The sequence below is a fragment of the Mycobacterium sp. NGS56 genome (assembly GCF_059812425.1).
The window spans coordinates 73,516-100,085 of record NZ_JCALCQ010000012.1; the positions used below are offsets into that span (position 1 = coordinate 73,516).

Genomic DNA, 26,570 nt, shown 5'->3' on the forward strand with positions numbered 1-26,570 from the left:
TCAGAAGCCGTGGTGGGGGAAGGGCTGCTGCGGGAACACCGGCTGCGAATGCGTCGGCGGCGGCAGGGTCTGCTGGGTGTGGGTCGGAATCGGCGCCTGGGTGGCCTTGGTGCTCGGCGGCGAATACGTGCTGGGCGGCGGCGCCTGGGTGGTTGCCTTCGTGCTGGGCGGTGAATACGTCGTCGTCGGAGGCGAATACGTGGTCGTCGGGGGCGAATACGTCGTCGTCGGAGGCGAATACGTCGTCGTCGGGGGCGAATACGTCGTCGTCGGCGGCGTGAATGGCGTGCTCGTCGGGGGTGTGAACGTGGTCGTCGGGGGTGTCAATGTGGTCGTCGGGGGGTGGAAGGGTGGGTATGGCCCCCACCCCGGGATCGGGATGGGAATCGGAATGGGAACCGGCACAATGGGATTGGGGCGGGGGGCCCAGCCCGGATCGGGATTCGGGCCGACGCCGGGATTCACCGGCGCCTCGGGAGCGGGGCCGGCCGGGACGCCGCCTCCCGACGGCGGCCCGACCTGCTGGGGTGCTGGGACGTAGCTGGGGGCCTCGACTGTGCCGCCCTGGAACCCGGCGTTGGGCGCATCGGGCGGGGGCGGCGGCAACGGCGCCAACTGCTGGCTCGGCAGGATCGGCAAGAACTTGCCCGGAGTGCCGTTCTGGACCCCCACCACCGGCTGCTGGCTGGCGGTCGGCCGAACGGCGACCGCGATCGCGGTGGCCAGCGAGGCCAATCCGATGACCGCGAAAGCGACGACGGCATTGCCGATCACCAACGATCGCCGCGACAGCTTCGTCGGCTCGTCCTCTTCGGCGTCGCCGTACTCGTAATCGTCGAATTCGGGGCCGTACTCATCGAATTCACCCGGGTATTGGTCGCCCTCATCGGCCATCGAGTAGGCCAGCTGCTGGTCTTGCGCATTCGGATCCGCGAACTCCGCCGCCGGCACGAAGGCCGTCTCATCACCGATCGGCCCCGTCGACGGCACCGCCGTGGTGGCGTCCCCGAACCCCGGCGCCATCGCGGTCTCGTCGGCGGTCAGGCCGGCCGCGGGCACCATGGCCGTCGCACCCCCCGCCTGCAACGCCGCCGCCGTTGCGGCGGCTATCGCGGCGCCGCGGGCGAGCGCGAAGGTGGGGTCCTCGGCGACCTGCACCCGCATGGTCGACGCGTCGCGAAGCTGGTCGGCGACCCGGTTCAGATCGGGCGACGCACCGAGCAGATACACGTCCTGCGGTGCGTCGGGGCGGGCGCGCAGGTTCGCCATCATCGTGTGGAACGCGGCCGTCGCATCGCCGCCCGATGCCTCCGCCAGCGGCTGGCTTGCCAGCACGGTCGGCGGCGCGTCCGGATCGCCGTCGCCCGAATCCACCAGCGACAGCGTGGCGGTCGCGTCGTCCATCACCAGCGCGGCGCCGGGCCGGCCGGCCGCGCGCATCAGGGCGGCCACCGCCTGCGACTCCGAGACGACCGCGACGTTGTGCACACCGGAATCCTCCAGCGCCCGCCGCAGCTGGTCGGCGGCCGGATGATCGGTCCAGCACAGCCGGGTGCCGACCAGGTGGTGGTTCTCGCCGGCCAGCAGCCGATTCGTGCCGACCACGGTCTCGGTCAACGTCCCGATCGGATTGTCAGCGAGGTCGACGACGGATTGGTCGATCACGTCGGCACCCTGCGCGCCCGACCCGACCAGGGCCAAGCGCGCGACGGGTCCGGTGACCGCAACCCCCAAAACGACGTCCATCCCGGTTCTCCTTCACCCGGCCACCCCGCAACCAGCAATGTCGAAGCATCATTACACTTGCGATACCGTTGGAGTATCAATCATTCAGGCGACAAGCTTCGTCTACTAGCGCAGCGTAACCAGCTTTTCGAAACGACAGGACGATTGCCGCAGGATCATCTCCGCCCCAGCCGGTCTCACCCACTGCCAGGAGCATCCGAACGGAGAATATGTTCGCAAGCGAGCAGTGCACTTCGCTCGGCGGGTTGATCCCTCGCCGAACATCTGAAACTGCGCGAAAGATATCGGCCCTCGCATCCCGGGAGGCATGGTGAGCCAGAGCAGCGACGACGCGCCTACCGGCCCCATCCGAGCTCAGACCCAGCAAGCACCGGCGCCGCGCATCATCCGCCCGCACGCCACGGGCGGCTCCGCGCTCACCGCCACGGGAACGACGCGGTACCGGCACGCCGTCGGCGACCTGACCGCTGCGGCGCTGCTGATTCTCGCGGTGTTCTTGCCGTGGAACCTCTACTTCGGGGTCGGAATCCCGGACAGCAGCACGGCCCTTTTCGCGGTGCTGATCGCGGTGACGGTGCTGGCCCTCATCGCCGTCGCGGCCGGCGGTTCCTGGCGGGCGACGGACGCGCGCTTCAACTCCGCGCGCGCCGCGCGGCTTCGCCTGGCGCTCAACGTCCCCTACCTGCTATTGGTGCTCGGCTTCGTCGTGTTCGACGCGTACGAGACCGTCCGCTTCGGTGGCACGGTCAACGTGCCGGGCGGTGTCGGGCCGGGGGCATGGTTCGGGGTCGCCGGCTCGCTGTTGAGCGCTCAGGCGGTGCCCACCGGTGCCCTCGCCGGACCCGTTCCGGGGGGCGACGAGTCCACCGGATGGCACAGGTCGGCGCGGGTCATCGGGTTGCTGTCGATGGTCGCGGCGGTGCTCAGCTTCGGTTTCAACCTGTACTGGCGGGTCCGGTACGCGCTGCAGAGCACCGGAAGCGTTGACCAATTCGGCAGGCAGAACATCGCCGTGATCGCGACCGCGGTGGTGTACGGCGTGGTGGCCCTGGTCACCGTGCTGGTCGCCTCCAGGTGGCTGCTGCGCGACGCCCGGGCGAGTCGGCTCACGACGGTCGCGCTCGGCGCATCGACGCTGGCCGCCGGGATCCTGGTGTGGTTCCTGCCCGCCGGACGTGACATCGACGCGTTCCACGGCATCGCGCAGAACACCTCCACCGCCGGCGTCGGCTTCGAGGGCTACCTGGCGTGGGCGGCCGGCGCGGCGCTGTTCGCGCCGCGGACGCTGTTCGGTCACCGGAACGCCCCGCCGACGGAGGAGTCCGCGTTGCGCGCGACGACCCGAAATGGCTTGCTGCTCATCGCCGTTTGGTGCGTGGGGTCGATGGCGATGCGGATCACCGACCTGGTCGTCGGCGTGATCCTGAACTACCCGTTCTCCCGCTACGACAGCATCGTGCTGGCCGCGTTCGATCTGGCCACCGCGGTCCTGGTGATCTGGCTGCGCCGCAGCCTGGCCACCCTCTCGGCGAGAATGGTCACGTCCCTGTGCGGCCTCGTCGCCACGCTCAGCGTGGCCCGCGTCGTCGTCGGAGTCGTGCTGGCGCCACGGTTCGCGGACTCACCCAGATCGCCTGCGCTGCACCCGGTCTACGGCAACAACCTGGCCCAGCAGATCACGAGCGTTTTCGACGTGACGCTGTGCGGCCTGGCCCTCGGCATCCTGTTGGCGGCGATCGTGACCGGGCAACTGAGCGGTCGACGCCGGGCCAAGCGTGCGGCCCGCAGGCGCGCGGCGGCCGCAAATGCGGCAGCACCGACCACCCGGGTCCCGACGGTGGCCCAGAACCCCGGGCCCTCGGCTTCGGCGACGACCCGCATCCCCGCCGGCGTCCCCGGCGCGGACAGCGATCCGGCGACCACGGAGATACCGCAGCCAAATGCCCCCCGGATCTTCCGCGGCGACGACTCCGGAACGCGTCAGATACCCGTGCAGAAGCCGCAGATCTACCGCCCCCCGCAGGGTTGACCCTCAGCGCAGCGGGGCGAACGCGAATTCTCGCAGCCCGTCAGCCGGTGTGACGGCCGCACGGAAACCCAGCACATCGGCGGCCCGCGACGGATCGGCGACGATGTGGCGTACGTCGCCGTTGCGATACTGTCCGGTGACCACCGGTGACAGCGGGCCCCCGCGTGCATCGCACAGCGCCTGCGCCACTTCCATGATCGAAATGGGTTGCCCCGAGCAGATATTGACCGCCGTAAATCCCTCGCGGTGCTGCGTCGCCGCGACGTTGGCCGCGGCCACGTCGTCGACGTGGACGAAGTCGCGCATCTGCCCGCCGTCCTCGAAAACCCTTGGCGATTCGCCCTTTTCCAGCGCCGACCGGAAGATCGCCGCCACCCCGGAGTAGGGGGTGTCGCGCGGCATTCCGGGGCCGTAGACATTGTGGTAGCGCAGTGCCACCACCGAACCACCGGTGGCCTCCGACCACGCCAGCGCATAATGCTCCTGGGCGGTCTTACTGGCGGCGTACAGGCTTCGTGGGCGCAGGCAGGCGTCCTCGTCGACGAGGCGCCAGCGCAGTTCCTCCCCGCCGACCGGGCAGCGGTGCTCGAAGATTCCGGCGTCGAGGTCGGCTCGGCGCCGGGGCAGCGGATCCACGGCTCCGTGTTGTCGGCAGTGATAACTGCCCTGCCCGTACACCACCATCGACGACGCCAGCACCAGGTGCCCCACCCCGGCGGCGAACATCTGCGCCAGCAGGACGGTGGTGGCCAGATCGTTGTGGCCGCCGTAAGCCGGGGCGTCGGCGGCGTCCACGCCCGCGCCCACCATCGCCGCTTGATGGCACACCACGTCCACGCCGGCCAACAGGGGGGCCAGTGCGTCGGCGTCGCGCACGTCGACTCGGTGACATCCGCCAGGCAGCACCGGATCTGGGCCGTGTGCGGCGGGCAACAAAGCATCGACGGCGACCACCTCGTGACCCGCGGACCGCAGCGCGGCGTCCACCCGCGCACCGATGAAGCCGGCCGCCCCGGTCAGCAGCACCCTCACGGCAGCTCGATGGGCAGGGTGACCCCGGAGTGCGGCAGGCAATGCGTGCAGGTGCGCTCGGGGGTCAGCCGACCGATGGCCTGCTGGATCAGCGCCTTGAATATTTCGATGTTCTTCGCGAATTCGGCGAACACGTCGACGGTTTTCACCGCCTCGCCTGCCCGCACACCGGCATCCAAATCGGTGACCAAAGCGATTGCGGTATAACACATTTCAAGCTCACGAGCGAGCACCGACTCCGGATACCCGGTCATGTTGACCAGCGAGAACCCGGCTGACGCGAACCACTGGCTTTCGGCCCGGGTGGAAAAGCGCGGGCCCTGGATCACCACCATGGTGCCGCCGTCGGTCACACCGGGCAGGACGGCCACCGCGGCGCGCAGCGTCGGACAGTACGGGTCGGCGAAATCGACGTGGATGCCACCGGAGTCGAAATAGGTGTCGGCGCGGCCCCGGGTGCGGTCGACCAGCTGGTCGGGCACCACGACGGTGCCCGGACCCAGTTCGGGTCTGAGGCTGCCCACCGCGCAGGGCGCGAGTACCCGCCGCACGCCGAGCTTACGCAGGGCCCACATGTTCGCCCGGTACGGCACGGTGTGCGCGGAGAATTCGTGCTTGGCGCCATGGCGCGGCAGGAAAGCCACCTCGTGGCCACCGATGGTGCCGACGGTGACCGGACCGCTGGGCGGGCCGTACGGAGTGTCCACGCTGACCTCGTGGGACTCGGATTCGAAGAACGTGTAAAGGCCGCTGCCGCCGATGACTCCGAGCATCCGACCATTGTGGTGCATGACGCCGAAACGACGGCGGGTGCGGGGCCGGAGGATCGATGGCCCGCATCCTGGCAGGATGTTCGTGTGGCCAATCTCGGGCAGTGGATTTCCGGTGCGCGGCCGCGGACGTTGCCCAATGCGGTAGCCCCGGTTGTCGCCGGAACCGGTGCGGCGGCATGGCTGCATTCCGCGGTGTGGTGGAAGGCGCTGCTGGCCCTGGCCGTCGCGCTCGCGCTGACCATCGGTGTCAATTACGCCAACGACTACTCCGACGGCATCCGCGGCACCGACGACGCCCGGGCCGGACCGGTGCGCCTGGTCGGCTCGCGGCTGGCGGCGCCGCGGGCGGTGCTGGCCGCAGCGGTCGCCAGCCTGACGGTGGGCGCGCTCGCCGGGCTCGCGCTGGCGCTGTTCAGCGCGCCGTGGCTGATCGCGGTGGGTGCGGCCTGCATCGCCGGGGCGTGGCTGTACACCGGTGGGTCAAAACCCTACGGATACGCCGGTTTTGGCGAGATTGCGGTGTTCGTGTTCTTCGGGCTGGTCGCCGTGCTGGGTACCCAGTACACCCAGGCGCTGCGCGTTGACTGGGTGGGGTCGCTACTGGCGGTGTCGACCGGGGCGTTGTCCTGCTCGGTACTGGTGGCCAACAACCTGCGGGACATCCCGACCGACGCGCGCTCAGGAAAGATCACCCTGGCGGTGCGGCTGGGCGATGCGCGCACCCGGATCCTGTATCAGGCGCTGCTGGGGGTCGCCGGGGCGTTGACGCTGGTGCTCATGCTGGCGACACCGTGGTGCGCCGTCGCATTGGTGGCCACACCGTTGGCCCTGCGCGCGGCGGCCCCGGTGCGATCGGGCCGCGGCGGTCCGCAGCTCATCCCGGTGCTCCGCGATACCGGGCTGGCGATGGTGGTCTGGGCGCTCGCCGTGACCGCGGCGCTGGCGCTAGGCACCTGAGCACTGAAGGAGGGCATCTATAGTGCAGTGCGTGGGCCCCGACCGCGGCCCCGGTGGGGTACTTTGGCGTTTGCTGGGGCGAAGCGAAGGACCGCGATGAAGCAGATTGCCGCGACTAGCGGGCCCAAGAACATCGGCTTACTCAGCGTCGGGTCGTATCGGCCGCAGCGGGTGGTCACCAACGACGAGCTCTGCGAGAACATCGACTCGTCCGACGAGTGGATCTACTCCCGGACCGGAATCAAGACGCGCCGGTTCGCCGCCCGCGAGGAATCCGCCGCGTCCATGGCGACCGAGGCCGGGCAGGAGGCGATCGCCAAAGCCTCGCTCACCGCGGCCGACATCGACTGCGTGATCGTCGCCACCAGCACGCATTTCCTGCAGACGCCCGCCTGCGCCCCATCGGTCGCGGCGGCGTTGGGCGCCACCGGCGTGCCCGCCTTCGACGTCTCGGCCGGGTGCGCCGGCTTCGGCTACGCGCTCGGCGTGGCGGCCGACATGATCCGGGGCGGCACCGCCGCCAAGGTGCTGGTGATGGGTTCGGAGAAGCTGTCCCCGACCGTGGACATGCAGGACCGCACCAACTGCTTCATTTTCGCCGACGGCGCCGCCGGGGTGGTGGTGGGTGAAACACCGGACCAGGGCATCGGCCCGACCGTGTGGGGCAGTGACGGCGCGCAGGCCACGGCCATCCGCCAGGACATCGACTGGATCGACTACATGGACCGCCCGACCGGCCCGCGACCCTTCCTGCGGCTCGAAGGCAGCGCGGTGTTCCGGTGGGCGGCATTCGAGATGGGCAAAGTCGGCCGGCAGGCCATGGACGCGGCGGGCGTCCGGCCCGACGAAATCGACGTGTTCCTGCCGCATCAGGCCAACAGCCGGATCAACGAGGTGCTGGCCAAGGGCCTCGAGTTGCGTCCGGATGCGGTCGTCGCCAACGACATCGAGCACACCGGGAACACCTCGGCGGCGTCCATCCCGCTGGCGATGGCCGAAGTGCTGGCGACCGGTGCGGCCAAGGCCGGCGATCTGGCCTTGCTGCTCGGCTACGGTGCCGGCCTGAGTTATGCCGCACAGGTCGTGCGACTGCCGAACGGCTAACCGCGTCCTGATTCTTCGCCGTCGACCTCGTCGGGGGTGGCCTCCCCGTGCAGTCGGGCTTGGAGCAGTTCCCGTTCCCGGCGCCGTCGTTCCCCGGCGATCGCGAGCGCGGCGGTGGCGCGGCGACGCAGCGGGGCGAACACCAGCATGCCCAGCGGCATCGCGATGATCAGGGCGAACAACACCGCTACCACGATCGGGAACTGCGTGATGCCCGCCAAGTGCGCGACACCGTAGATCACTCCGGTGAGCACGACCGCCAGCAGGATCCGCGCCGCCATGTACGCCGCCACGTGGACGGCCACGCGGCTCCCGCCTTGTTGCGCCGTGCCGTCGCCCGCGGCCTCGTTCTGGGTGTTGCCGGTGCTGTCGTCGCTAGCTTGTTGTGACACAGGCTGAGCCTACGGCGCGGGTATATTCGCTCGAAGGAGGTGTTGCGTGCTCTACCTGCTGCTCGTCGTGATTCTGGGGGCCCTGGTCTACGTCGGCTGGCGCGCGGCGCGGTCGCAGACCCACCGCCCGAAGACGCGCGTCATCGGACCCGACGACGATCCGGATTTCTTGCGGCGGTTGGGTCGCGGCGATTAAAAGTCCGTGCTAGCCGAGCACTCCCGGGTTGTGCTGATCGCCGGGGAACCCGTCGGCGACGATGGCGCCCAGCTCGGTGAGCGCTTCGCGCGTCCCGCGCCGTAACCGATCCAGTTCGATCTCGGCGCCCTCTTCCAGGTGCGGGTCGAAGGGCACCAGCTGCACGGCGCGGCAACGCCGGGAGAAGTGGTCGATCACCTTGTTCATGTCGACCTTGCCCGGGCGTGGCTTGACCCCGTTGATGACCGCGACCGAATTGCGCACCAGGTCCTCGTGGCCGTGGGCGTCCAGCCAGTCCAATGTCGCCGAGGCACTGCGCGCGCCGTCGATGGATGCCGAACTGACCACGACGAGGGCGTCGGCCTTGTCCAGCACCGAACTCATCACCGAGTGCAGCAGTCCGGGCCCGCAGTCGGTGAGCACCAGTCCGTAGAACCGTTCCAGGATGTCCAGGATCCGCACGTAGTCGTCGGCGCCGAACGCGTCGGATATGCCGGGATCCGTTTCGGATGCCAGCACCTCCAGGCCGCTCGGCCCCTTCGAGGTGTAGCGCCGCACGTCGCTGTAGCGCTCGATCGTTCCCGCGTCGTGCAGCAGCTGGCGCACCGTCGCGGCCGTCTCCAGCGGGATCTTCTGGCTCAACGTGCCGCGGTCGGGGTTGGCGTCCACGGCGACCACCCGGTCACCGCGGATGGAGGCGAAGGTGGCGCCCAGCGTCGCGGCGATCGTGGTCTTGCCGACGCCGCCCTTCAACGACAGGAAGGCCACCCGGTAGGAACCCCGCAGCGGCCGGTTCACCTGGGCGACGAGGTTGTTGTACCGCGTGGCCCGCGGGCTCTCGCCCAGGTTGATCAGCCCGCCGGACAGCTTGAACAGCAGCAGCCGCCATCCGTCCGACGGCGGCGGCGCGACCGGCCGCAGCAACATGCCGGTGGACAGCTCCGGATACGGCGTGTGCGGCAGGTGCTCGGGACGCTGCGGCGCTCCCTGCAGCTGCGTGGGCGGCGCGTCCGGCCCGGTGTAGTAGGCGCCATACGCCGTCGGGTCGACCCGCGGAATGCCGGTCACCGGCGTGGAGTCCCAGGGCGGCATCCCACCGGGCCTGGGCGCGGTGGGCGGTGCGGCCTGCTGGCGTTCGGGACTCGGGACGCGGCGTTCGGTACGGAACCCGGCGAAGGCGCGGGTCGGGGCGTCACCGCCCGGCTCGGCCTTGGGTTCGGCGCCCTGCTGCTGGTCCGCCGTCTGTGGGGGTAACTGCGTGGTCGGTTGTTCGGGCGCCCCCACGCCCGACGTTGGATGCTCGCTCACTGCACTCCCCTTTGTTCTGTGGTTTCCGGCGTGCCGTGCGTTATCCGGGTCGGCTGTCCACCGTCACCCGACGCCCGCGTATGAATGCAGGCCCACAGTGACCAGGTTAACGAAGAACAGATTGAAGACCATGGCCACAAAGCCTGCGACGTTGATCCAGGCGGCTTTCCTGTCCCGCCATCCCGCCGTCGACCTGGCGTGCAGGTACGCGGCATAAATCACCCAGGCGACAAAAGACACAGTCTCTTTGGGATCCCAGCCCCAATATCTGCCCCAGGCTTCTTCGGCCCAGATAGCTCCGAAGATGACGCCGAACCCGAACACCGGAAACGCGAAAATCGTCGTTCGGTAAGCGATTCGATCCAGGGTTTGCGCGTCGGGGAACCGCTGAATCAGCCGGCCCAGCGCGCTGCGTTCGGTGCGGTCGGGGTCTGCCAGCGCGGACGTCCGCAGCAGGAACAGGATGCTGGCGATGCCGGCGACCAGGAACACCCCCGATCCCAGGCTGACCACCGACACATGGATGGGCAGCCAGTAGGACTGCAGTGCGGGCATCACCGGCGCGGCGTTGGTGTAGAGCCATCGACCGGACACGGTGAGCAGGATCAACACCGGCAGCAGCACAAAGACCCACAGGGGACGGTATTGCGGACGGCGCAGCACGACCGCCCCGGCGATCAGGCCGCACAGGCAGGTCAGGTTGATGAACTCATACATGTTGCCCCATGGCACCCGTAGGGTGGCCAGGCCGCGCAGCATCAGGCAGGCCACGAGCAGTCCGATGCCCAGGTACACCACGGACAGCCCGGCCCGGCCGACGCGCTCGTCGATCGGACGTTGGGCCGCCTCGTTGACCACGCCCGGGGTGACGGAGTCGGCGCTGACGGCACCGGCGGGCACCCGGGCGCGCTGATCCGCGCGGCGACCGCCCGCGTAGGCCAGCTCGAAGGCCAGCAACAGCAACGCGATCACCAGGGCCACCACCGCCGACGTGAACGCCCAGTCGGAGTAGCGCGCCAGCTCGATGTTGACGTGCACCGTATTCATTTGACGTCCACCTCAGAACTCCTCTTGGACGCTGCGGGTGTCGCGTCGCCGCCCGCGGCTGGCGCGCTAGCGACGCCGGTCAGCAGCCGTTCGCACAGTCGCTCGAACTCGTCACCCCAACCGGAGTTGTCGGTGCGCGCGAGGCCGCCCAGTTCGACGTTCACCGTACCGGGGGACCCGCTGACGTCGGGGGTCAGACGGACCCACACCCGGCGGCGGCGCACCAGCAGCGACACCACCAGACCGCCCATCATCGTGACCGCGAAGACCAGTACCCAGGTCTGGCCCGGGTCGTGCGAGACCTGCAGGTTGACGAACGGAACGGCGCCGTCGAAGCGGATCACGGTGCCGGCCGCCGGCCCCTGGTCGATCCGGACCGATTGGCCCGCACGCAGATTGACCCGCTTCTCCTTGGTCAACCGGTGCTGCTCGATCAGGCGGGGGTCCAGGGTGAACAGCGACTGGGGTCGCCCGGTGTCCAGCCCGGTGTCACCGCGATAGATGTCGACGGCCACCGCCGGGGCGTCCAACGCCGGGAACCGCGACGACAACAGTGCGCCTTCCAGCTGCTCGGTGGGGGCCAGCAGGCCCTGGATCGCGATCTGGTGGTTGCGGCGCTCCGCGGCGGTGGAATAGCTGCCGGCGGGTGGATCGATGCGCACCACACCCGATGACAGCAGGGTTTGCGGATTGTCCGGCCGCCACTGCACCGTCGCCGTGCGGATCTTTCCGTCCGGGAAGGTGACGCTGAAGGTGGGGGCGTAGCCATGTCCCTGCAGGTACACCCGGTCACCGCCCAGCCGCAGTGGGTGGTTGACCTCCAGCTGGTAATGCCGCCAGCTGTTCGCGGTCAGATCCGTGCCGGCCTGGTAGTCAATGTTCGCCGCGAACGACGTGGCCTGTCCCGACGGCAGGTAGTGCGCCGCGAAGTCATTGACCCGGATGCACAGCGGGTGCAGCGAGGTGCCGTCGACGGTGTTGCCGGCCCGGAAGGAGTCGAACGCGGCCGGCGAGGCCGAACAGAAGCCGGGACCGCCGTCGGCGATGACGATGACGTTGCCCTCGTAGCCGAACAGCTTGCCGACGGCCACCGCGACCAGCAGGCCTAGCAGCGAGAAGTGGAAGACGATGTTGCCGAACTCGCGCAGGTAGCCCTTCTCGGCGGACACCTCGACCACTTCGGAATCGGCGGGCTCGCCGCCGTCCCGGTGCCGGATGGCGGTTCGCCAGCCGCGCAGCCGGTCGGCCAGCGTGTTCGCCAGGGCGTTCAGCTCGTCGGTGTCGGCCTGAATCTGCTGACTGGCGTACTTGGGCAGCCGGGCCAGGTTGCGCGGCGCGGTCACCGGGGTGGACCGCAGGCTGCGGACGTGTTCGATCATCCGCGGGGTGAGGCAGCCGACCAGCGACACGAACAGCAGCACATAGATGGCGGTGAACCAGAAGCTGGAGAACACATTGAAGGCCTGCAACCGGTCCAGCCACGGCCCGATCACCGGATGGACCAACAGGTAGTCGTCGACCTTGCCGGCGTTCAGGCTGCGCTGCGGCAGTAACGCCCCGGGGATCGCGCCGAGCGCGAGCAGGAACAACAGCACCAGCGCGGTGCCCATCGAGGTCAGTGCGCGCCAGGTGTTGCGGCCCTTTTGAACGAGCCCTACGAGAAGTCGCCTCAAATCGGCAACCTCACGTCGGACACGAACGCGTCGCGCAGCCATGCGATGAAGTCGTTCCACACCCCGCTGACCAACAGGGCGCCGACCGTGACCAGCAGGACGCCGCCGAAGATCTGAATGGCGCGGGTGTGCCGGCGCAGCCAGCCCAGGCCCCCCACCACACCCGCCGAGCCGAACGCCAGCAGCACGAACGGGATGCCCAGGCCCAGGCAGTAGGCGATCACCAACACGATTCCGCGCGCCACGCTCGCGCCGTCGGTGGCCGAGGCGACCGTGATCACGCCGGCCAGCGTCGGCCCCAGACATGGCGTCCAGCCCAAGGCGAACACCGCGCCCAGCACCGGGGCCCCGGCGACCGTGGTCAGCTGCCGCGGACTGAACCGGGCCTGGCGCTGCAGGGCCGGGATGAGACCCACGAACACCAGACCCATGACGATGGTCAGCACCCCCCCAACCCGTTGCAGCGCCAGCTGGTTGGTGATCAGCGTGGTGGTCATGCCGAGAACGGCGACGGTGCCGAGCACGAACACGGTAGTGAACCCGGCGACGAACAACGCCGCCGATCCCGCGACGCGCCAGCGTGCGCCCGGCGGGGCCTCAATCGCGCCCTCCGGCGGCTGTTCGTCCACGCCCACGACCGCGGCCAGATAGGACAGGTAGCCGGGCACCAACGGCACCACGCACGGCGAGGCGAACGACACCAGTCCCGCCAGCAGGCACGCGCCGAGGGCCAACAGAAGCGGTCCGGCGGCGGCGATCTGGGTGAATCCGGTCATCGCTGTCTCGGGCCCGTCACGGCGCCGCCTTGCCGGCCGGGGCCGGCGACCCCTCGCCGGCCAGTCGTTGCACCACCGGCCGCAGGTCGGTCGCCAGCAATTGGCGCAGGAAGACCGCCGCGACGCGGTGCTCGCGGTCCAGGACCAGCGTGGACGGGATCACGGTGGTGGGGTATTTGCCGCCGAAGGCGATCAGGGTGCGCATCGCCGGGTCGTAAACGGACGGGAAGGTCACGTGGCGATCGTTGACGAAGTCCAGCGCCGCTTGCCGGTTGTTGTCCCGGACGTCGATGCCGAGAAAGGACACGCCGGCGTTGCGGGTGGCGTCATACACCTGCTGCAGCTGGGTGACCTCGGCGCGGCACGGCCCGCACCACTGCCCCCAGATGTTGATGACCACGACGCGGCCGGCGAAGATCGGATCGTCCAGCGACAACGTATGCGCGGGGTCGGCCAGATCGGGTCCGGCCAGTGGGCCGGGACGGCCGCGGCTGGACGGCGGGTCGTAGTAGATGTCGGTCTTGCCGCCGGGCGAGACGAATTCGAAAGTGCCGCCCTGGGCGACCGCGTCGCGCCCCGACGAGCAGCTGGCGAGGAGGCCGGGGAGCAGCGCCGCCAGCACGGCCCCGGCCATCGCCCGTCGTCGCGCGGTCAAGGCGCCGCCGGTTCGCTGTACTCGACATCGACCACCTGGTCGCCGTCGTAAACCAAGGTCGTCACCGATGCCAGCCCGCACCGGCGCCGGCGGGGGTCGTGCCACAGTCGCCGGCCGGTCACGTGCAGCCGCAGCGTCCATACCGGCAGCTGGTGACTGACGCACACCACTTCGTGGCCGGCGGCACGGGCGCGAGCCTTGTCCACCGCGGTGTGCATCCGGGCGGCGATGTCGGCGTACGGCTCGCCCCAGGACGGCCGGAACGGGTTGCGCAGCTGCCACCACACCCGCGGGTCCCGCCAGGCGCCGTCGCCGGGGCTCACCCGCCTGCCCTGGAAGAAGTTGGCCGATTCGATCAGATCCGGGACGGTGTCCACGGCCAGCCCGTGCTTGGCGGCGATGGGCGCGGCGGTCTCCTGGGCCCGTTCCAGCGGCGAGGCGATCACCGCGACGATGTCGCGGACGGCCAGCGCGTCGGCCACCGCGGCGGCTTGCGCGCGGCCGTTGTCGGAGAGATGAAATCCGGGCAGCCGCCCGTAGAGGATCCCGCTCGGGTTGTACACCTCGCCGTGCCGCACGACGTGCACCCGGGTGTGCTCGGCCATCAGGACTTCCCCTCCTCGGCTCGCGCGGCGGCCCTGGCCGCGGCGGGCAGGGCCTGCGCGATCCGGTCGAACGCGCGGTCGTCCAGCGCGGTCGAGACGAACCACGCCTCGAAGGCACTGCACGGCGGGTAGACGCCCGCGTCCAGCAAGGCATGGAAGAAGGGTGGATAACGCCAGGTCTGGGTGGCGCGCGCGGACGCGAAATCGGTCACCGGCGTTTCGGAGAAGAACACGCTGAGCATATTTCCGGCCCGCGGGATCTGGTGTGCCACACCGGCGTTCGTCAGCGCCTCGGAGAACAGGGCGGCGAGGCGATCGGCGTTGGCAGCCAAGGTGGCGTAGGCGGCGGCGTCCGCGTTGCGCAGGGTGGCCAGCCCGGCGGCCATCGCCACCGGGTTACCCGACAGCGTGCCGGCCTGATACACCGGGCCCAGCGGCGCCAGCCGCTCCATCACATCGGCCCGGCCGCCGAACGCCGCGGCCGGCAGGCCGCCGCTCATCACCTTGCCGAAGGTGAACAGGTCGGCCTCGACGGGATCGATTCCATACCAACCACTTCGGCTGACCCGAAAGCCGGTCATCACCTCGTCGATGATCAGCAGCGCGCCGTGCTCGGCCGTGATCGCGCGCAGCGCTGCGTTGTAGCCGGGCGCGGGCGGCACCACGCCCATGTTGCCGGGGCTGGCCTCGGTGATCACCGCCGCGATCTGGTCGCCGAACCGGGCGAAGCTCTGTCGCACCGCGTCGATGTCGTTGTAGGGCAACACGATCGTGTCGGCGGCCGTCGCACCGGTGACTCCCGGCGAGGACGGCAGCCCCAGCGTCGCCACCCCGGAGCCCGCGTCGGCGAGCAGCGCGTCGACATGGCCGTGGTAGCAGCCGGCGAACTTGATGACCTTGGCCCGGCCGGTGAAGCCGCGGGCCAGCCGGACCGCGCTCATGGTGGCCTCGGTGCCGGAGTTGACCAGCCGGATCCGCTCGACCGGCGCGACCCGTGCGATCATCTCGACGGCCAGCTCGCTCTCGGCCGGCGTGGGCGCCCCGAAAGACAGGCCCGAAGCGGCGGCTTTCGCGACGGCCTCGACGACGGCAGGGTGTGCATGCCCCAGGATCATCGGGCCCCACGAGCAGACCAGGTCGACGTAGCGGTTGCCGTCGGCGTCGGTCAGGCGGCACCCGTGCGCCTCGGTGATGAACGGCGGCGTCCCGCCCACCGCGCTGAACGCGCGGACCGGAGAGTTCACCCCACCGGGAATGACGGCGCAGGCGTCCTCGAACAACTTCGCCGACGCCGCCGTGGCCCGGGGGACCCCGGTGGCGTGCGCGGTCGCCCGATCACTGCTTCCCATGACGACTAGTGTCCCAGCTGTCGCGGGCCGTTCCACTACAGGGTGTAGCAGAACGCGCCATAGGAAGGCGACGGGGTATCGACGGCCGTATTACTCGGCGTCCTGCTGGTCGGTTTCCTGCGCCGCGATGTAGTCACGGCGCGCGGCCTCGTGTTCCTCTTCCGCCGCCCGCCGGTGCGCATCGACGTCGCCCAGGCCCTCGGCGACCGCGCGGTCCTCGACCTCGGCGGCGCGCTCGTGCGCGACACCGGCTTGGTAGTGGCGCTGCACTCCGCGTTCGTGTGCCGCCTGATCGCGCACGTGCGACTGCTGTGCACGTTCGGCGGCGCGCTTCACGTCGTCTGCCGTGATGGCCTGGCCCGCGGACAGTTCTTCGCCCCGGCGCAGCAGCTCCTCGGCGCGCCGGGCGGCCTCTTCACCCGCCGCCTCACCCATGAGATGACAGTAGACGCAATATTGCGCCGAAGCCGGGTTGTCCTCGCCCGGCTGTTGCGAGTTGGATAGCGGTATGCAATTCCCAGAAGGACTTGCCCGGTTCAACCGCCACGTCACCAACCCCATTCAGCGAATGTGGGCCGGTTGGCTCCCGCCGTTCGGGATCGTCGAACATGTCGGGCGGCGCTCGGGCAAGCCGTACCGGACACCGGTGAACGTGTTCAACGCGGACGTCGACGGCAAACCCGGGGTGGCCATCGTGCTGACCTATGGCCCCGACCGGGACTGGCTGAAGAACCTGAAGGCGGCGGGAGGCGGCCGAGTGCGCAGCAAGGGCAAAACCTTTGGCATCGCCGATCCGCGCGTGGTCACCAGGGACGAGGCCGCGGAGCACGTAACACGCCGGATGCGACGGATTTTCGCCAGGTTGCCGTTCGAGCAAGCGGTCCTGCTCACGCGAACTTCCTGACGACATGCGGATCACGGCGATCGCCGAACGGGCGGTCGCCCTCGCCGGCGGACCACGCGGCGGGCCGGCCAATGCGGTGGTCAACTTCTCCCACCACACGGTCTCGCTGGTGGTGGTGGTCAGCGATGTGATCCGGCATGGGCGGCCCGTGGTGGGTGTGGCTTTCGATTCGATCGGCCGGTTTGCCCAAACCGGAATCCTGCGCGACCGGATGATCCCGCGGCTGCTGGCGACGCCGCCCGAGGCGCTGCTGGATGGGTACGGGTATGTCGATCCCGCGGCGGTTTTGGCGTGTGCGCTCACGAATGAGAAACCCGGCGGTCATGGCGACCGGGCCGCGGCCGCGGCCGCGCTGGAACTGGCCTGCTGGGACCTGAACGCCAAACTGCGCGACGAGCCGGCCTGCGTGACCATCGCTCGTTACGCCGGACGAGACCCCGCACCGTCGGTGCCGGTGTACGCCGCCGGCGGCTACTACTACGCCGACGGCGGCGTCGATGCGCTGCGCGCGGAAATGCGGGGATACCTCGACGCCGGCTACGACGCGGTCAAGATGAAGATCGGCGGCGCCGTGTTGGACGAGGACCTCACGCGGATCGAGGCCGTCGTCGACATCGTCGGCGACGCCGGACGGGTCGCCGTCGACGCCAACGGCCGGTTCGACCGGGTCGATGCGACCCGCTGGGCGAGCGCGTTGGCCCGCTACGGCCTGCGCTGGTACGAAGAGCCCGGCGATCCGCTGGATTATGCCCTGAACCGGGCGGTGACACAGTGCTATGACGGTGCGGTGGCCACCGGGGAAAACCTGTTCTCCGTGCCGGATGTGGCCAATCTGCTGCGCTACGGCGGGATGCGACCCAATCATGATGTCTTCCAAATGGATCCGGGGCTGAGCTACGGGCTGACCGAATACATCCGGATGCTCGACGTCATGGCGACGCATGGCGTCGATCGTCGCTTCGCGTTCCCGCACGGCGGTCACCTGATCAACCTGCACGTCGTGGCCGGGCTGGGCCTGGGCGGATGCGAGGCTTATCCCGGCGTGTTCGCGCCGTTCGGCGGCTACCCCGACGCGTGCGCGGTGTCGGCGGGCCGCATCTCGCCGACCGACGCCGCGGGGTTCGGGCTCGAGCAGAAGGCCGGCCTGGCCGAACCGATCGCCGAGATGACCGACGGGAGGATGCGCGGATGAAGATCGCCGTAATCGGTTGCGGTGCCATGGGTTCCATCTATGCGGCCCGCCTGGGTGCCGCGGGTAACGATGTGCTGGCCGTCGACCGCTACCAGGCCGGCATCGATCAGATCGCCGAGCACGGGCTGCGGGTCACCGGTCCGGGCTACGACCAGGTGGTGCCGTTGCGAGCGAGCACCACCGCGCCGGACGAACCGATGGATCTGATCGTGCTCGCCGTGAAGGCTTCGGACGTGAAAACTGCTGCGCACCAGGCTCTTTCGATGCTCGGTCCGGCCACACCGGTGCTGACCATCCAGAACGGCCTGGGATCGGCGGAGACGGTGGCCGACATCGTCGGCGACGAGCGGGTCGCGGTCGGGATCGCCAGCGGATTCGGCGCGGCAACCGTGGCTGCCGGGCATGTCCGGCACAACGCCATGAAGGCGATGCGCTTCGGCGCCTACTCGTCGCTGCCGCTCGCCACGGTCGAATCGATCGCCCGGGTGTGGACGACTGCCGGATTCGATGCGGCCGCGGTCACCGACATCGCAGCCATGCAGTGGGAGAAGCTCATCTGCAACGTCGCCTACAGCGCACCGTGTGCGCTGACCGGCATGACCGTCGGGCAGGTGATGGACGATCCGGAGATGGGGCCGGTCAGCCAGGCGGCCGCGACGGAGGCGTGGACCGTCGCTCGGGCCTCGGGCATCGCGATCGCCGTCAGCGATGCGGTCGAGCACGTTCGCGCCTTCGGCGCGCAGATGCCCGACGCCAAACCATCGGCGCTGCTGGATCACGAGGCGCACCGGGTCAGCGAGATCGACGTCATCAACGGAGCGGTGCCGCGCCAGGGCGCCCGGGTAGGCGTCGCGACCCCGGTGAACGCCACCCTGACCGCGCTGATCAAGTCGATCGAACGGCGATGGAGCTGACTGGGCCAAGCCGGGACGGGTATACGGCACCGGCATACGCCCGCCGACACCTATTTGAGCGGTTATGCCTCATCGCCGACGGGCATAAGATCGAGCGCATCGACGACTACCGGCAGTGGCTGGCCAGGTTTACCGAAGCGATGAAGGAACTGCCGGAGAACCAGCGCAAGAGTTCCCTGCTGCCGCTGATGAACGCCTACGCGACGCCCGGTCAACCGACACACGGTACCGGCATGCCGGCCGAAAAGTTCCGTGCCGCAGTGCAATCCGCAGGGACCGGGCCAGACAAGGACGTGCCGCACGTGACCGAGGCCCTGATCGACAAATGCGTCACCGACCTGCAGCGGCTCGGGTTGCTCAGGACGCGCACCGGGGCGCAAGCGGGATGACCGTCCCTGCACGCGCGCGCCGGGGTGGATTATGTGGGTCCGCAATCCGATAGCGCGTCTGCTAGCGCTTTCCAAGAAGTCCTATTCTGCGGAGGCAGCGCCGACGCGGCCGCGCAAGCGCGCGAGGAAGTAAAGGCCGATCACCACCGCCCAGGACAGCAGGCTGAGCCATAGCTGGCTGCGTGCCGAGTGGTCGAACGCCATCTGCGCCAGCACGGCGGTGATTGCGATCAGCGTGAGGACGGACAGCGCCGGGTAGAACCACATCTTAACCGTGAGCTTTTCCGCGGGTGTCCGCCGGCGCAGGATGATTTGCGACAGGGCGATCAACCAATAGACGAACAGGATGACGGCGCCCGAGGAGTTGAGCAGGAAGAGAAACACGGTGTTGGGTGCGACCCGCGCCATGATCACGCATCCAAACCCGACCGCCGACGAACACAAGATCGCGAAGTGGGGAACGCCGCGCCCGCTCAGCTTGACCAACTGCAATGGGGCCTCGCGCCGTTCGGCGAGCACGAACAACATCCGCGAGGCGGTGTAGAGGCCGGAGTTCAGGCAGGACAGCACCGCGGTCAGCACGACGGCGTTCATCACCTGGTCCGCACCCGAAAGCCCCACGTGTTTGAGCGCGGCCACGTATGGCGAGGCCCCGAGTTCCACGGAGTCCCAGGGCAACAGCGCGACGAGCAGAAAAATCGAACCGACGAAGAAGATTCCGATGCGGACCACTACCGACCGGGTCGCCTTCTGGACCGCGCGCTCGGGGTCGCGACTTTCCGCGGCGGCGACCGTGACGATCTCGGCGCCCACCATGGAAAAGATCACCACCACGATGGCAGCGAACACCGCGCCCACCCCGTGGGGAAAGAGGCCGCCGTGCGCGTGCAGATTGGCCAGACCTCCGTGATGCCCCGGCATCAACCCCATAACGTATGCCGTGCCCACCACCAGAAAGATCACGATCGTCGCGACTTTGATTCCGGCGAACCAGAATTCGAATTCACCGAAGGACGACACCGAGAACAGGTTGGTCGCGGTCATCAACACCATCAGGCATAGCGACAGTAGCCAGAGCGGGGCATGGAACCAGTAGTTGAGCACCTTCCCGCCGGCGACCGCCTCGAAGCCCACCACGATCACCCAGAAGTACCAATACAGCCAGGCCACCGAGAATCCCGCCCAGCCGCCCAGGGCTTTGGCCGCATAGTCGGCGAACGATCCGGTCGACGGATTCGCGGCGGCCATCTCACCCAGCATCCGCATCACCGAGACGATGAGCAGACCGCAGAGGGCGTAGGTGAGGAACGCGGCCGGGCCGGTGTCCCTGATCACCACGCCGGACCCGACGAACAGCCCGGCACCGATGACGCCACCGAGGGCGATCATGCTGAGCTGGCGCTGCGACAGCCCTTGGCGCAGTTGCGGATTGCTATCCATTCCAGACCACGCCTGTTACCACAGCACATCGGTGCCCAGATGCCAAGCGGCCTCGACTGACGACGGTGTCTAAAGATACAGGTCTCGGTCGCGAATCAGCGCCGTGGCGAGCACGCTGATCACCGCTGTCGCAACCAGATACCCGCACGCCAGCCACGGCGCACCGCCGAGCGCCGCGATCAGCGCGGTCAGGATCATCGGGGTGACCCCGGAGGCGTAGATACCCGAGACCTGATAGACGAACGACAATCCGGTGTAGCGCGTGCTCGTGGGGTACAGCGCGGAGTACAGCGTGCCCTGCGCGCCGTAGAACAGCGCATGCACCGCGCCGAAGACGATGATCATCGCCAGCCCGAACCAGACCAGGTCTTTGGTGCCGAACAGCGCGAACGCCGGAAATACCGCCAGGCCGTAGCAGGCGATGCCGGCCAGGTATACCCGCCGCGCACCGTAGCGCTCGGTCAATCGTCCCGACACCGGCAGCAGCACCGCCAGCACCAGTGCGGCGATGGTCACCACCACCAAGACCGACACCCGATTCAATCCCAGGGCGCCGGTGGCGTAACTGATGGCGAACACACCCCAGGTGTTGAACGCCGAGCCCTCGGCCCAACGCGACAGCAGCCCCAACACGGTGTTGCGCCTTGAACGCGGCTCGCGGACGATGTCACGGATCGGCACGGTCGATGCGGCCCGCAGGTCTTGCAGTTCGCGGAACGCCGGTGTCTCGTCGACCCGCAACCGGACCATGACGCCGATCACGACCAGCAGCAGGCTCAGCAGGAATCCGATGCGCCAGCCGCAGGAAAGAAACCGGGCCGGCCCCAAAACAACTTGCAGGAAGGCGAATATGCCGGTGCCCAGGGCCAGTCCGAGCGCCAAGCCGACCTGCGGGATCGCCCCGAAACGACCGCGCCGGTCACCGGGGCTGTGTTCGACGGCCAGCAGCACCGCCCCGCCCCACTCGCCGCCGAGCGCGAAACCCTGCAGCACGCGCAAGATCAGCAGCAGCGCCGGGGCCCATGCCCCGACCTGCGCCGCCGTCGGCAACGCGCCGATCAGCGCCGTCGCGCCGCCCATGATGAGCATGGTCAACGCGAGGCTGCGCTTGCGACCGATGCGGTCGCCGATGTGTCCGAACACCAGGCCCCCGATGGGCCGCATGACAAACCCGACCGCGAAGGTCGCGAACGCCAATAGTGTTCCCAGCCAAGAACTCTCGTTGGGGAAGAACAGCGTGTTGAACACCAGGCCGGCCGCGGTGGCGTACAGGAAAAAGTCGTACCACTCGACCGTCGTGCCCAGCAGGCTCGCGGCGACGACAATGCGCAGTCGTCGGCGCTGTTGCTCGGAGGATTCGTCGGCCGCGTCGATCACGGCGGTGGCGATCCCGGCGTCGGGTGCAGACGCGGGCAAGGTTGCCGCCATGACCGTCAGTGCGCCGAGGCGACCGCGAACGGCGTCGCCGCCGCTGGGTGCGACTGGCGGTTGGGGTGCCGCCACAAACCCATCCGCTCGAGCAGAGGCAGGACGCCCTCACCGAACCAATAGGCCTCTTCCAGGTGCGGATATCCCGACAGGATGAAGTGGGTGATACCCAATTTGGCGTATTCGGCCAGCCGCTCGGCGACTTCGGCATGCGACCCGACCAGGGCCGTACCCGCTCCCCCGCGAACCAGGCCCACGCCGGCCCACAGGTTGGGCGCGACCAGCAGTTTGCTGCTGTCACCGCCGTGCAGGTCCAGCATGCGGCGCTGCCCTTCGGATTCGCTGCGCGCCAGGCTGGCCTGCACCCGTCCGACGTCCGCCGGGTCGATTGCGGCCAGCAAGCGGTCGGCCTCGGCCCACGCCTCGGCGGCCGTATCCCGGCTGATGACGTGAATGCGCAGGCCATACTGCAGGATTCGGCCCGCGTCGACGGCGAGCCCGCGAATCCAGTCCAGCTTCTTGGCCACCGCCGTCAGCGGCTCACCCCAGGTGAGATACACATCGGAGTGCTTGGCCGCCACCGGTCCGGCGGATGCCGAAGACCCGCCGAAGAACACCGCCGGTATCGGATCGGGCGGGTTGTTCAGCTGTGCGTCCTGCACCTGAATGTGTTCTCCGGCAAAGGTTACCGGCTCCTTGGACGTCCACAGCTGGCGCACCACATGCAAGAACTCCGCGGTGCGGGCATACCGCGCTTCCTTGTCCAGGAAATCCCCGTAGGCCCGTTGCTCGTGCGGTTCGCCGCCGGTGACGACGTTGAGCAGCAGCCGGCCCTCGGAGTGCCGCTGGAAGGTGCCTGCCATCTGGGCGGCCAGGGTCGGACTCAGCATCCCGGGGCGGAACGCGACCAGGAACTTGCACGTCTCGGTCGATTCGACGAGCATCGCCGTCGTCAGCCACGCATCCTCACACCACAGTCCGGTGGGCGTGAGAACGGCTTCGAAACCGTTGTCCTCGGCGGCCGTGCAGATCTGGCGCAGATACTTCAGCGTGGCCGGCCGGTCACCGGACATCGCCGTGCCATGCCCGCCCGCGACAAGATTTCGCGAATCGCCGTATGTCGGCAGAAACCAATGAAACGCGAGACTCAATTCACCATCCTCTTTCGCTTACCCCTGTGCACTAAAGGCTCCATCCTTCTCAAGTCGTCGTCGGCGAGCGAGGGTTGGAACCTGCGAGATTGCATCCCCGGCTCGACACCGGCGGCGCCGCCCTGCCGCAGGCCGCGCGCGTCGGGCGGCAACATCGAGGCACCGAGTGAATAACCGGTACGACCGCGTCTCTTGCTGTCCCCGAAGGCAATACGTTCGCAATGATCTGGGCGGCGGCAATCAGCCGAATCGGCGCTAGGATGACTACGATCCGGGCGAAGCCGCGACTCGATGCCGGCAGCGTGTGCGCCCGACGACGCGTCAGAGGATCACCGCTTCGTGACCGAAAGGTCACGCCGGATCACACAATGCTTCCAATTCGGCGTGGCTCGGCGGGTAATCCCCGCTCAGCGCGGCATTATTGCGATCATGCCTGACCTCACACGCCGAGCGGTGCTCCGGATGGGCGCCGGTGCCAGCCTCGGAGCCGCCGGCGTGCTCACCTTCGGCTCGCTGCTTGCCCCGCCCGTCTCGCGCGCCGCGACACTGCCGCAGGCGCCGGCGCCGTTCGAACCGCCGACGGCGGGCAAGTCCCTGCCGACCCGGCTCACCGGCTCGTTCGTGTCGGCGGCGCGTGGCGGGATCAAGACCAATTACGTGATCGCCATGCCGCCGGGTCAGACCGGTGCGCTGCGCCCCGTGATCGCCCTGCACGGGGTGGACGGCGACGCCAACCAGATGCTCGACATGGGCGTCCCGGACGGGCTGGCCCAACTGGCCAAGGAGGGCAAGCCACCGTTCGCGGTCGTCGGCGTCGACGGCGGCAACACCTATTGGCACAAAAGGACTTCCGGCGAGGACTCCGGTGCCATGGTGCTCGATGAGCTGCTGCCGATGCTGTCCGGCATGGGTTTCGACACCTCTCGGGTGGGTTTCATGGGGTGGTCGATGGGCGGATACGGCGCGCTTCGTCTGGGCGCCAAGCTGGGCCCCGGACGAACGGCCGGCATCTGCGCGATCAGCCCGGCGTTGTACACCTCGTACCCGCTGAGTGCGCCGGGGGCGTTCGACAGCAACGAGGACTTCGTGCAGAACAGCGTGCTGGGCCTGCCGGCGCTGAATTCGATTCCGCTGCGCGTGGACTGCGGCAACTTCGACCGCTTCTATTTCGCTACGAAGCAATTCGTCTATCAGTTGAAGACGCCGCCGGCGGGCAGTTTCTCGCTCGGCGGACACGACGTCGCCTACTGGCGCAGCCAGCTGCCCGGTGAGCTTGCCTGGATGGCGACCTAGCCAACGCGGATGACAGTTCGGGAGCAAACAGTCGCCAGCACCCCACACCAGTTGGGGCGGCGAACTTCCCGAAGGGGATTCCGGCCCGACATCGAGGGACTGCGCGCGGTCGCGGTGCTCGCGGTCGTGCTCTATCACGCGGGCATCCCGGGCATCACCGGCGGCTACATCGGTGTAGACGTTTTCTTCGTCATCTCCGGCTTCCTGATCACCGGGCTGCTCTTTCGCGAGGCGAGCACCACGAATACCGTTGCGCTGGGCCGGTTTTACGGCGCGCGTGCCCGGCGGCTGCTGCCGGCCGCGGCCATCGTCGGCACCATCACCGCGATCGGCGTGGCCGCGGTGCTACCTCCACTGCAGGCGCGTGGCGTGTTTCTCGACGGCATAGCCAGCGCCCTGTATGTCGGCAACTACCGGTTCGCGGTGCGTGGCACCGACTACCTGACCCCCGACGCTCCGTCACCCTTCCAGCACTACTGGTCATTGGGCGTGGAAGAGCAGTTCTACCTGGTGTGGCCCGTGCTGATCATCGCCGTCGCCTGGTCGGTTCGGCGCATGCCGACGCTTCGCGGAATGCACACGCGGGCAACCCCGTACGCGGTGGTCCTCGCCGTGGTCGCGGCGGCGTCGTTGACGGCGGGCGTGGTGTGGACCCGCACCTCGCCGTCGTGGGCGTTCTTCTCGCTGCCCACCCGCGCCTGGGAGCTGGCCGCCGGTGGACTTGTGGCCCTGTCGCTGCGGCAGTGGCGACGGCTGTCGGCGCGGACCGCGTCGATCGCCGGGTGGGGAGGTCTGGCGCTGATCCTGCTGACCTGCACCCAACTCGACTCCCACACCCCGTATCCCGGCATCGAGGCGCTGCTGCCGGTGCTGGGCACCGCGCTCATCGTCGGCGGCGGCGCCGTCACCGGCGGACTGGGACCCGGTCGGCTGCTGTGTCGCCCGGCGATGCGCGCGATCGGCCGGATCTCCTACTCGTGGTACCTGTGGCACTGGCCGGTGCTGTTGCTGATGCCGGCGCTGCTCGGCGAGCCCGCGGGGCTGCCGGCCCGATTGAGCGCGACGGCCATCTCGGCCGGGCTCGCCGTCATCACGCTGCATCTGGTGGAGAACCCGGGCCGCTTCGCCGCGGCGCTGCGCCGGTCGGCGAAAGTCAGCATGGTGATGGCGGGCGGCGCGAGTGCCGCCACCGCGTGCGCATGCCTGTTGCTGCTCAATGCGATACCGGAACCGGTGGGTCACGGGGGGGCCGCGCCACGAGCCAACATCGTTGCGGCATCCCCGATCAAAGACCCCGCTGTCAGTCCCCAGGAGGCGGCGGTACGTCAGGCGTTCGATCAAGCCCGCGAGGCACTCGCGGCGGCCGCCGGCATGCGAGCCGTCCCGTCGAACCTGGACCCGCCGCTGGCCGAGGCGCCCGCCGACAAGGCCGCCGTATTCGTCAACGGCTGCGTGCGATCGTGGCGCGATGTCGGACAAAGCGAGTGTGCGACGGGCGACACCGCCTCGCCCACCACCGTCGCCCTGATCGGCGACTCGCACGCCGCCATGTGGAATCCCGCCTTCGAGCGACTCGCGCAGCAACGGCACTGGCGACTGGAGACGCTGGCCAAGGTGACCTGCCCGCTGCAGGACCTGCACATCGTGAGCCCGTATCTGGGCCGTGAATACACCGAATGCGAACAGTGGCGCGCACAGATCATGGGCCGGATGAACGCCGAACACCCACGCCTGATCGTGCTGGACATGAGCCGGCGCTACGGCGGAGACTTCGGCTTCACCTCCTACGACCCGGCATGGATCGACACCGTGGGACGCACCGTGGCACAGCTGCGCGGCACCGGGGCGAGCGTCCTGGTGTTGGGACCCGCTCCCGACCCGCATTCATCCGCGCCGATGTGCCTGTCCGCCCACCTCGACGATGTAATCGCCTGTACACCAACGAAATCCGAGGCCATAGACGGCGACGGGATCGCCGCCGAACAGGCGGCGACGCTGCGCAGCGGCGGCCGCTACGCCGACCTGACCGACATGTTCTGCACCGCCGACCGCTGCCCGGTCATCGTCGGCAACACCCTGGTGTTCCGCGACGACAACCATGTGACAACCGAATACGCGCAGTTGGTGGCACCGCTGATGGGGGCCCTCGCCGACCGCGCCCTGGCGGACGGGTGAGTAGTGAATGAACTTCTCATGGCTGACCAACGTCAGATCAGT

At 68.9% G+C, this 26,570-nt stretch carries 25 protein-coding genes; 10 read left to right on the top strand and 15 right to left on the bottom strand.

Features of this window, described 5'->3' with window-relative positions; translation table 11 throughout:
- Positions 1 to 1,746 carry a DUF7159 family protein gene (locus AC5Y4F_RS22215; RefSeq protein WP_499998690.1) on the bottom strand — a complete coding sequence of 582 codons (1,746 nt, stop codon included), beginning with the start codon at positions 1,744 to 1,746 and terminating at the stop codon, positions 1 to 3.
- 307 nt (positions 1,747 to 2,053) lie between these two features.
- On the opposite strand from AC5Y4F_RS22215, the gene AC5Y4F_RS22220 reads away from it, so the two are divergent.
- On the top strand, positions 2,054 to 3,775 hold the full coding sequence (locus AC5Y4F_RS22220; protein WP_499998693.1) for a DUF7937 domain-containing protein: 1,722 nt from the start codon (positions 2,054 to 2,056) through the stop codon (positions 3,773 to 3,775).
- 3 nt (positions 3,776 to 3,778) lie between these two features.
- On the opposite strand, the gene AC5Y4F_RS22225 is transcribed toward AC5Y4F_RS22220, so the two are convergent.
- A complete protein-coding gene (locus tag AC5Y4F_RS22225) occupies positions 3,779 to 4,807 on the bottom strand; it encodes an NAD-dependent epimerase/dehydratase family protein (RefSeq protein ID WP_067936747.1) in 1,029 nt (342 codons plus the stop codon).
- Positions 4,804 to 5,580: an S-methyl-5'-thioadenosine phosphorylase gene (locus tag AC5Y4F_RS22230; RefSeq protein WP_231986403.1), complete on the bottom strand. Its 777-nt coding sequence runs from the start codon at positions 5,578 to 5,580 to the stop codon at positions 4,804 to 4,806. The genes AC5Y4F_RS22225 and AC5Y4F_RS22230 overlap by 4 nt, the downstream gene beginning before the upstream one ends.
- An 84-nt stretch (positions 5,581 to 5,664) precedes the next feature.
- Between AC5Y4F_RS22230 and AC5Y4F_RS22235 the strand changes: the two genes are divergently transcribed.
- Positions 5,665 to 6,537, top strand: coding sequence for a 1,4-dihydroxy-2-naphthoate polyprenyltransferase (locus AC5Y4F_RS22235; RefSeq protein WP_067936742.1), 873 nt, complete (start codon positions 5,665 to 5,667; stop codon positions 6,535 to 6,537).
- 96 nt (positions 6,538 to 6,633) lie between these two features.
- Positions 6,634 to 7,641, top strand: a complete 1,008-nt coding sequence (locus tag AC5Y4F_RS22240; protein WP_067936740.1) for a beta-ketoacyl-ACP synthase III — start codon at positions 6,634 to 6,636, stop codon at positions 7,639 to 7,641.
- Here the strand turns inward: AC5Y4F_RS22240 and AC5Y4F_RS22245 are convergent.
- Positions 7,638 to 7,922, bottom strand: coding sequence for a DUF4229 domain-containing protein (locus AC5Y4F_RS22245; RefSeq protein ID WP_156750121.1), 285 nt, complete (start codon positions 7,920 to 7,922; stop codon positions 7,638 to 7,640). The two genes, AC5Y4F_RS22240 and AC5Y4F_RS22245, sit on opposite strands and share 4 nt — an antisense overlap.
- Before the next feature lie 157 nt (positions 7,923 to 8,079).
- Here AC5Y4F_RS22245 and AC5Y4F_RS22250 point away from each other — a divergent pair, with 157 nt between their 5' ends.
- The gene (locus AC5Y4F_RS22250; RefSeq protein ID WP_156750120.1) at positions 8,080 to 8,229 is read left to right on the top strand and encodes a hypothetical protein; all 150 of its coding nucleotides are present in this window, start codon (positions 8,080 to 8,082) and stop codon (positions 8,227 to 8,229) included.
- 9 nt (positions 8,230 to 8,238) lie between these two features.
- Here AC5Y4F_RS22250 and AC5Y4F_RS22255 read toward each other — a convergent pair whose 3' ends face one another.
- The 8 genes from AC5Y4F_RS22255 to AC5Y4F_RS22290 all read right to left on the bottom strand — a co-directional run bounded on the left by AC5Y4F_RS22255 (position 8,239) and on the right by AC5Y4F_RS22290 (position 16,077).
- Positions 8,239 to 9,537 carry a MinD/ParA family ATP-binding protein gene (locus AC5Y4F_RS22255; RefSeq protein WP_499998697.1) on the bottom strand — a complete coding sequence of 433 codons (1,299 nt, stop codon included), beginning with the start codon at positions 9,535 to 9,537 and terminating at the stop codon, positions 8,239 to 8,241.
- A gap of 63 nt (positions 9,538 to 9,600) precedes the next feature.
- A complete protein-coding gene (gene ccsB / locus AC5Y4F_RS22260; protein ID WP_499998699.1) occupies positions 9,601 to 10,584 on the bottom strand; it encodes a c-type cytochrome biogenesis protein CcsB in 984 nt (327 codons plus the stop codon).
- On the bottom strand, positions 10,581 to 12,194 hold the full coding sequence (locus tag AC5Y4F_RS22265; RefSeq protein ID WP_499998794.1) for a cytochrome c biogenesis protein ResB: 1,614 nt from the start codon (positions 12,192 to 12,194) through the stop codon (positions 10,581 to 10,583). Before AC5Y4F_RS22265 ends, ccsB begins: the two co-directional genes overlap by 4 nt.
- Positions 12,195 to 12,253: 59 nt before the next feature.
- Positions 12,254 to 13,033, bottom strand: coding sequence for a cytochrome c biogenesis CcdA family protein (locus AC5Y4F_RS22270; protein WP_067936727.1), 780 nt, complete (start codon positions 13,031 to 13,033; stop codon positions 12,254 to 12,256).
- A 16-nt stretch (positions 13,034 to 13,049) separates the two neighbouring features.
- Positions 13,050 to 13,667 carry a TlpA disulfide reductase family protein gene (locus tag AC5Y4F_RS22275; protein WP_067936724.1) on the bottom strand — a complete coding sequence of 206 codons (618 nt, stop codon included), beginning with the start codon at positions 13,665 to 13,667 and terminating at the stop codon, positions 13,050 to 13,052.
- 17 nt (positions 13,668 to 13,684) lie between these two features.
- Complete coding sequence (locus AC5Y4F_RS22280; RefSeq protein ID WP_499998703.1) at positions 13,685 to 14,293, bottom strand: histidine phosphatase family protein; 609 nt, start codon at positions 14,291 to 14,293, stop codon at positions 13,685 to 13,687.
- Positions 14,293 to 15,642 (bottom strand): glutamate-1-semialdehyde 2,1-aminomutase, encoded by a 1,350-nt coding sequence (gene hemL, locus AC5Y4F_RS22285; RefSeq protein ID WP_499998705.1) that lies wholly within the window; start codon positions 15,640 to 15,642, stop codon positions 14,293 to 14,295. Before hemL ends, AC5Y4F_RS22280 begins: the two co-directional genes overlap by 1 nt.
- Positions 15,643 to 15,732: 90 nt before the next feature.
- Positions 15,733 to 16,077, bottom strand: coding sequence for a hypothetical protein (locus tag AC5Y4F_RS22290; protein ID WP_499998709.1), 345 nt, complete (start codon positions 16,075 to 16,077; stop codon positions 15,733 to 15,735).
- A 73-nt stretch (positions 16,078 to 16,150) separates the two neighbouring features.
- Between AC5Y4F_RS22290 and AC5Y4F_RS22295 the strand changes: the two genes are divergently transcribed.
- From AC5Y4F_RS22295 to AC5Y4F_RS22310, 4 genes are read left to right on the top strand one after another with little or no spacing between them, the layout of a single operon-like run.
- A complete protein-coding gene (locus AC5Y4F_RS22295; protein ID WP_067937946.1) occupies positions 16,151 to 16,546 on the top strand; it encodes a nitroreductase family deazaflavin-dependent oxidoreductase in 396 nt (131 codons plus the stop codon).
- Between the two features lie 4 nt (positions 16,547 to 16,550).
- Entirely contained in the window at positions 16,551 to 17,738 is a 1,188-nt protein-coding gene (locus AC5Y4F_RS22300) for an enolase C-terminal domain-like protein (protein WP_499998715.1), read from the top strand.
- Complete coding sequence (locus tag AC5Y4F_RS22305; protein WP_067937943.1) at positions 17,735 to 18,652, top strand: ketopantoate reductase family protein; 918 nt, start codon at positions 17,735 to 17,737, stop codon at positions 18,650 to 18,652. The genes AC5Y4F_RS22300 and AC5Y4F_RS22305 overlap by 4 nt, the downstream gene beginning before the upstream one ends.
- Positions 18,643 to 19,041: a hypothetical protein gene (locus tag AC5Y4F_RS22310; protein ID WP_499998716.1), complete on the top strand. Its 399-nt coding sequence runs from the start codon at positions 18,643 to 18,645 to the stop codon at positions 19,039 to 19,041. Before AC5Y4F_RS22305 ends, AC5Y4F_RS22310 begins: the two co-directional genes overlap by 10 nt.
- Before the next feature lie 81 nt (positions 19,042 to 19,122).
- Here the strand turns inward: AC5Y4F_RS22310 and AC5Y4F_RS22315 are convergent, their stop codons facing one another.
- From AC5Y4F_RS22315 to AC5Y4F_RS22325, 3 genes are all read right to left on the bottom strand, one after another.
- Positions 19,123 to 20,481 carry an amino acid permease gene (locus AC5Y4F_RS22315; RefSeq protein WP_499998718.1) on the bottom strand — a complete coding sequence of 453 codons (1,359 nt, stop codon included), beginning with the start codon at positions 20,479 to 20,481 and terminating at the stop codon, positions 19,123 to 19,125.
- 69 nt (positions 20,482 to 20,550) lie between these two features.
- Entirely contained in the window at positions 20,551 to 21,909 is a 1,359-nt protein-coding gene (locus AC5Y4F_RS22320; protein ID WP_067937960.1) for an MFS transporter, read from the bottom strand.
- Positions 21,910 to 21,914: 5 nt separating this feature from the next.
- Positions 21,915 to 23,060, bottom strand: a complete 1,146-nt coding sequence (locus tag AC5Y4F_RS22325) for an LLM class flavin-dependent oxidoreductase (RefSeq protein WP_499998721.1) — start codon at positions 23,058 to 23,060, stop codon at positions 21,915 to 21,917.
- A gap of 429 nt (positions 23,061 to 23,489) precedes the next feature.
- Between AC5Y4F_RS22325 and AC5Y4F_RS22330 the strand changes: the two genes are divergently transcribed.
- Positions 23,490 to 24,353 (top strand): alpha/beta hydrolase, encoded by an 864-nt coding sequence (locus tag AC5Y4F_RS22330; RefSeq protein WP_304528450.1) that lies wholly within the window; start codon positions 23,490 to 23,492, stop codon positions 24,351 to 24,353.
- A 51-nt stretch (positions 24,354 to 24,404) separates the two neighbouring features.
- The gene (locus tag AC5Y4F_RS22335) at positions 24,405 to 26,528 is read left to right on the top strand and encodes an acyltransferase family protein (RefSeq protein ID WP_499998796.1); all 2,124 of its coding nucleotides are present in this window, start codon (positions 24,405 to 24,407) and stop codon (positions 26,526 to 26,528) included.
- Positions 26,529 to 26,570 lie beyond the last annotated feature (42 nt).

Coding starts and splice junctions, on each gene's coding strand:
- AC5Y4F_RS22215 (WP_499998690.1), bottom strand. CDS start 1,746: ATGGACGTCGTTTTGGGGGTTGCGGTCACCGGACCCGTCGCGCGCTTG.
- AC5Y4F_RS22220 (WP_499998693.1), top strand. CDS start 2,054: ATGGTGAGCCAGAGCAGCGACGACGCGCCTACCGGCCCCATCCGAGCT.
- AC5Y4F_RS22230 (WP_231986403.1), bottom strand. CDS start 5,580: ATGCTCGGAGTCATCGGCGGCAGCGGCCTTTACACGTTCTTCGAATCC.
- AC5Y4F_RS22240 (WP_067936740.1), top strand. CDS start 6,634: ATGAAGCAGATTGCCGCGACTAGCGGGCCCAAGAACATCGGCTTACTC.
- AC5Y4F_RS22245 (WP_156750121.1), bottom strand. CDS start 7,922: ATGGCGGCGCGGATCCTGCTGGCGGTCGTGCTCACCGGAGTGATCTAC.
- ccsB (WP_499998699.1), bottom strand. CDS start 10,584: ATGAATACGGTGCACGTCAACATCGAGCTGGCGCGCTACTCCGACTGG.
- AC5Y4F_RS22265 (WP_499998794.1), bottom strand. CDS start 12,194: ATGGGCACCGCGCTGGTGCTGTTGTTCCTGCTCGCGCTCGGCGCGATC.
- AC5Y4F_RS22270 (WP_067936727.1), bottom strand. CDS start 13,033: ATGACCGGATTCACCCAGATCGCCGCCGCCGGACCGCTTCTGTTGGCC.
- AC5Y4F_RS22275 (WP_067936724.1), bottom strand. CDS start 13,667: ATGGCCGGGGCCGTGCTGGCGGCGCTGCTCCCCGGCCTCCTCGCCAGC.
- AC5Y4F_RS22280 (WP_499998703.1), bottom strand. CDS start 14,293: ATGGCCGAGCACACCCGGGTGCACGTCGTGCGGCACGGCGAGGTGTAC.
- hemL (WP_499998705.1), bottom strand. CDS start 15,642: ATGGGAAGCAGTGATCGGGCGACCGCGCACGCCACCGGGGTCCCCCGG.
- AC5Y4F_RS22290 (WP_499998709.1), bottom strand. CDS start 16,077: ATGGGTGAGGCGGCGGGTGAAGAGGCCGCCCGGCGCGCCGAGGAGCTG.
- AC5Y4F_RS22295 (WP_067937946.1), top strand. CDS start 16,151: ATGCAATTCCCAGAAGGACTTGCCCGGTTCAACCGCCACGTCACCAAC.
- AC5Y4F_RS22300 (WP_499998715.1), top strand. CDS start 16,551: ATGCGGATCACGGCGATCGCCGAACGGGCGGTCGCCCTCGCCGGCGGA.
- AC5Y4F_RS22305 (WP_067937943.1), top strand. CDS start 17,735: ATGAAGATCGCCGTAATCGGTTGCGGTGCCATGGGTTCCATCTATGCG.
- AC5Y4F_RS22310 (WP_499998716.1), top strand. CDS start 18,643: ATGGAGCTGACTGGGCCAAGCCGGGACGGGTATACGGCACCGGCATAC.
- AC5Y4F_RS22315 (WP_499998718.1), bottom strand. CDS start 20,481: ATGGATAGCAATCCGCAACTGCGCCAAGGGCTGTCGCAGCGCCAGCTC.
- AC5Y4F_RS22320 (WP_067937960.1), bottom strand. CDS start 21,909: ATGGCGGCAACCTTGCCCGCGTCTGCACCCGACGCCGGGATCGCCACC.
- AC5Y4F_RS22330 (WP_304528450.1), top strand. CDS start 23,490: ATGCCTGACCTCACACGCCGAGCGGTGCTCCGGATGGGCGCCGGTGCC.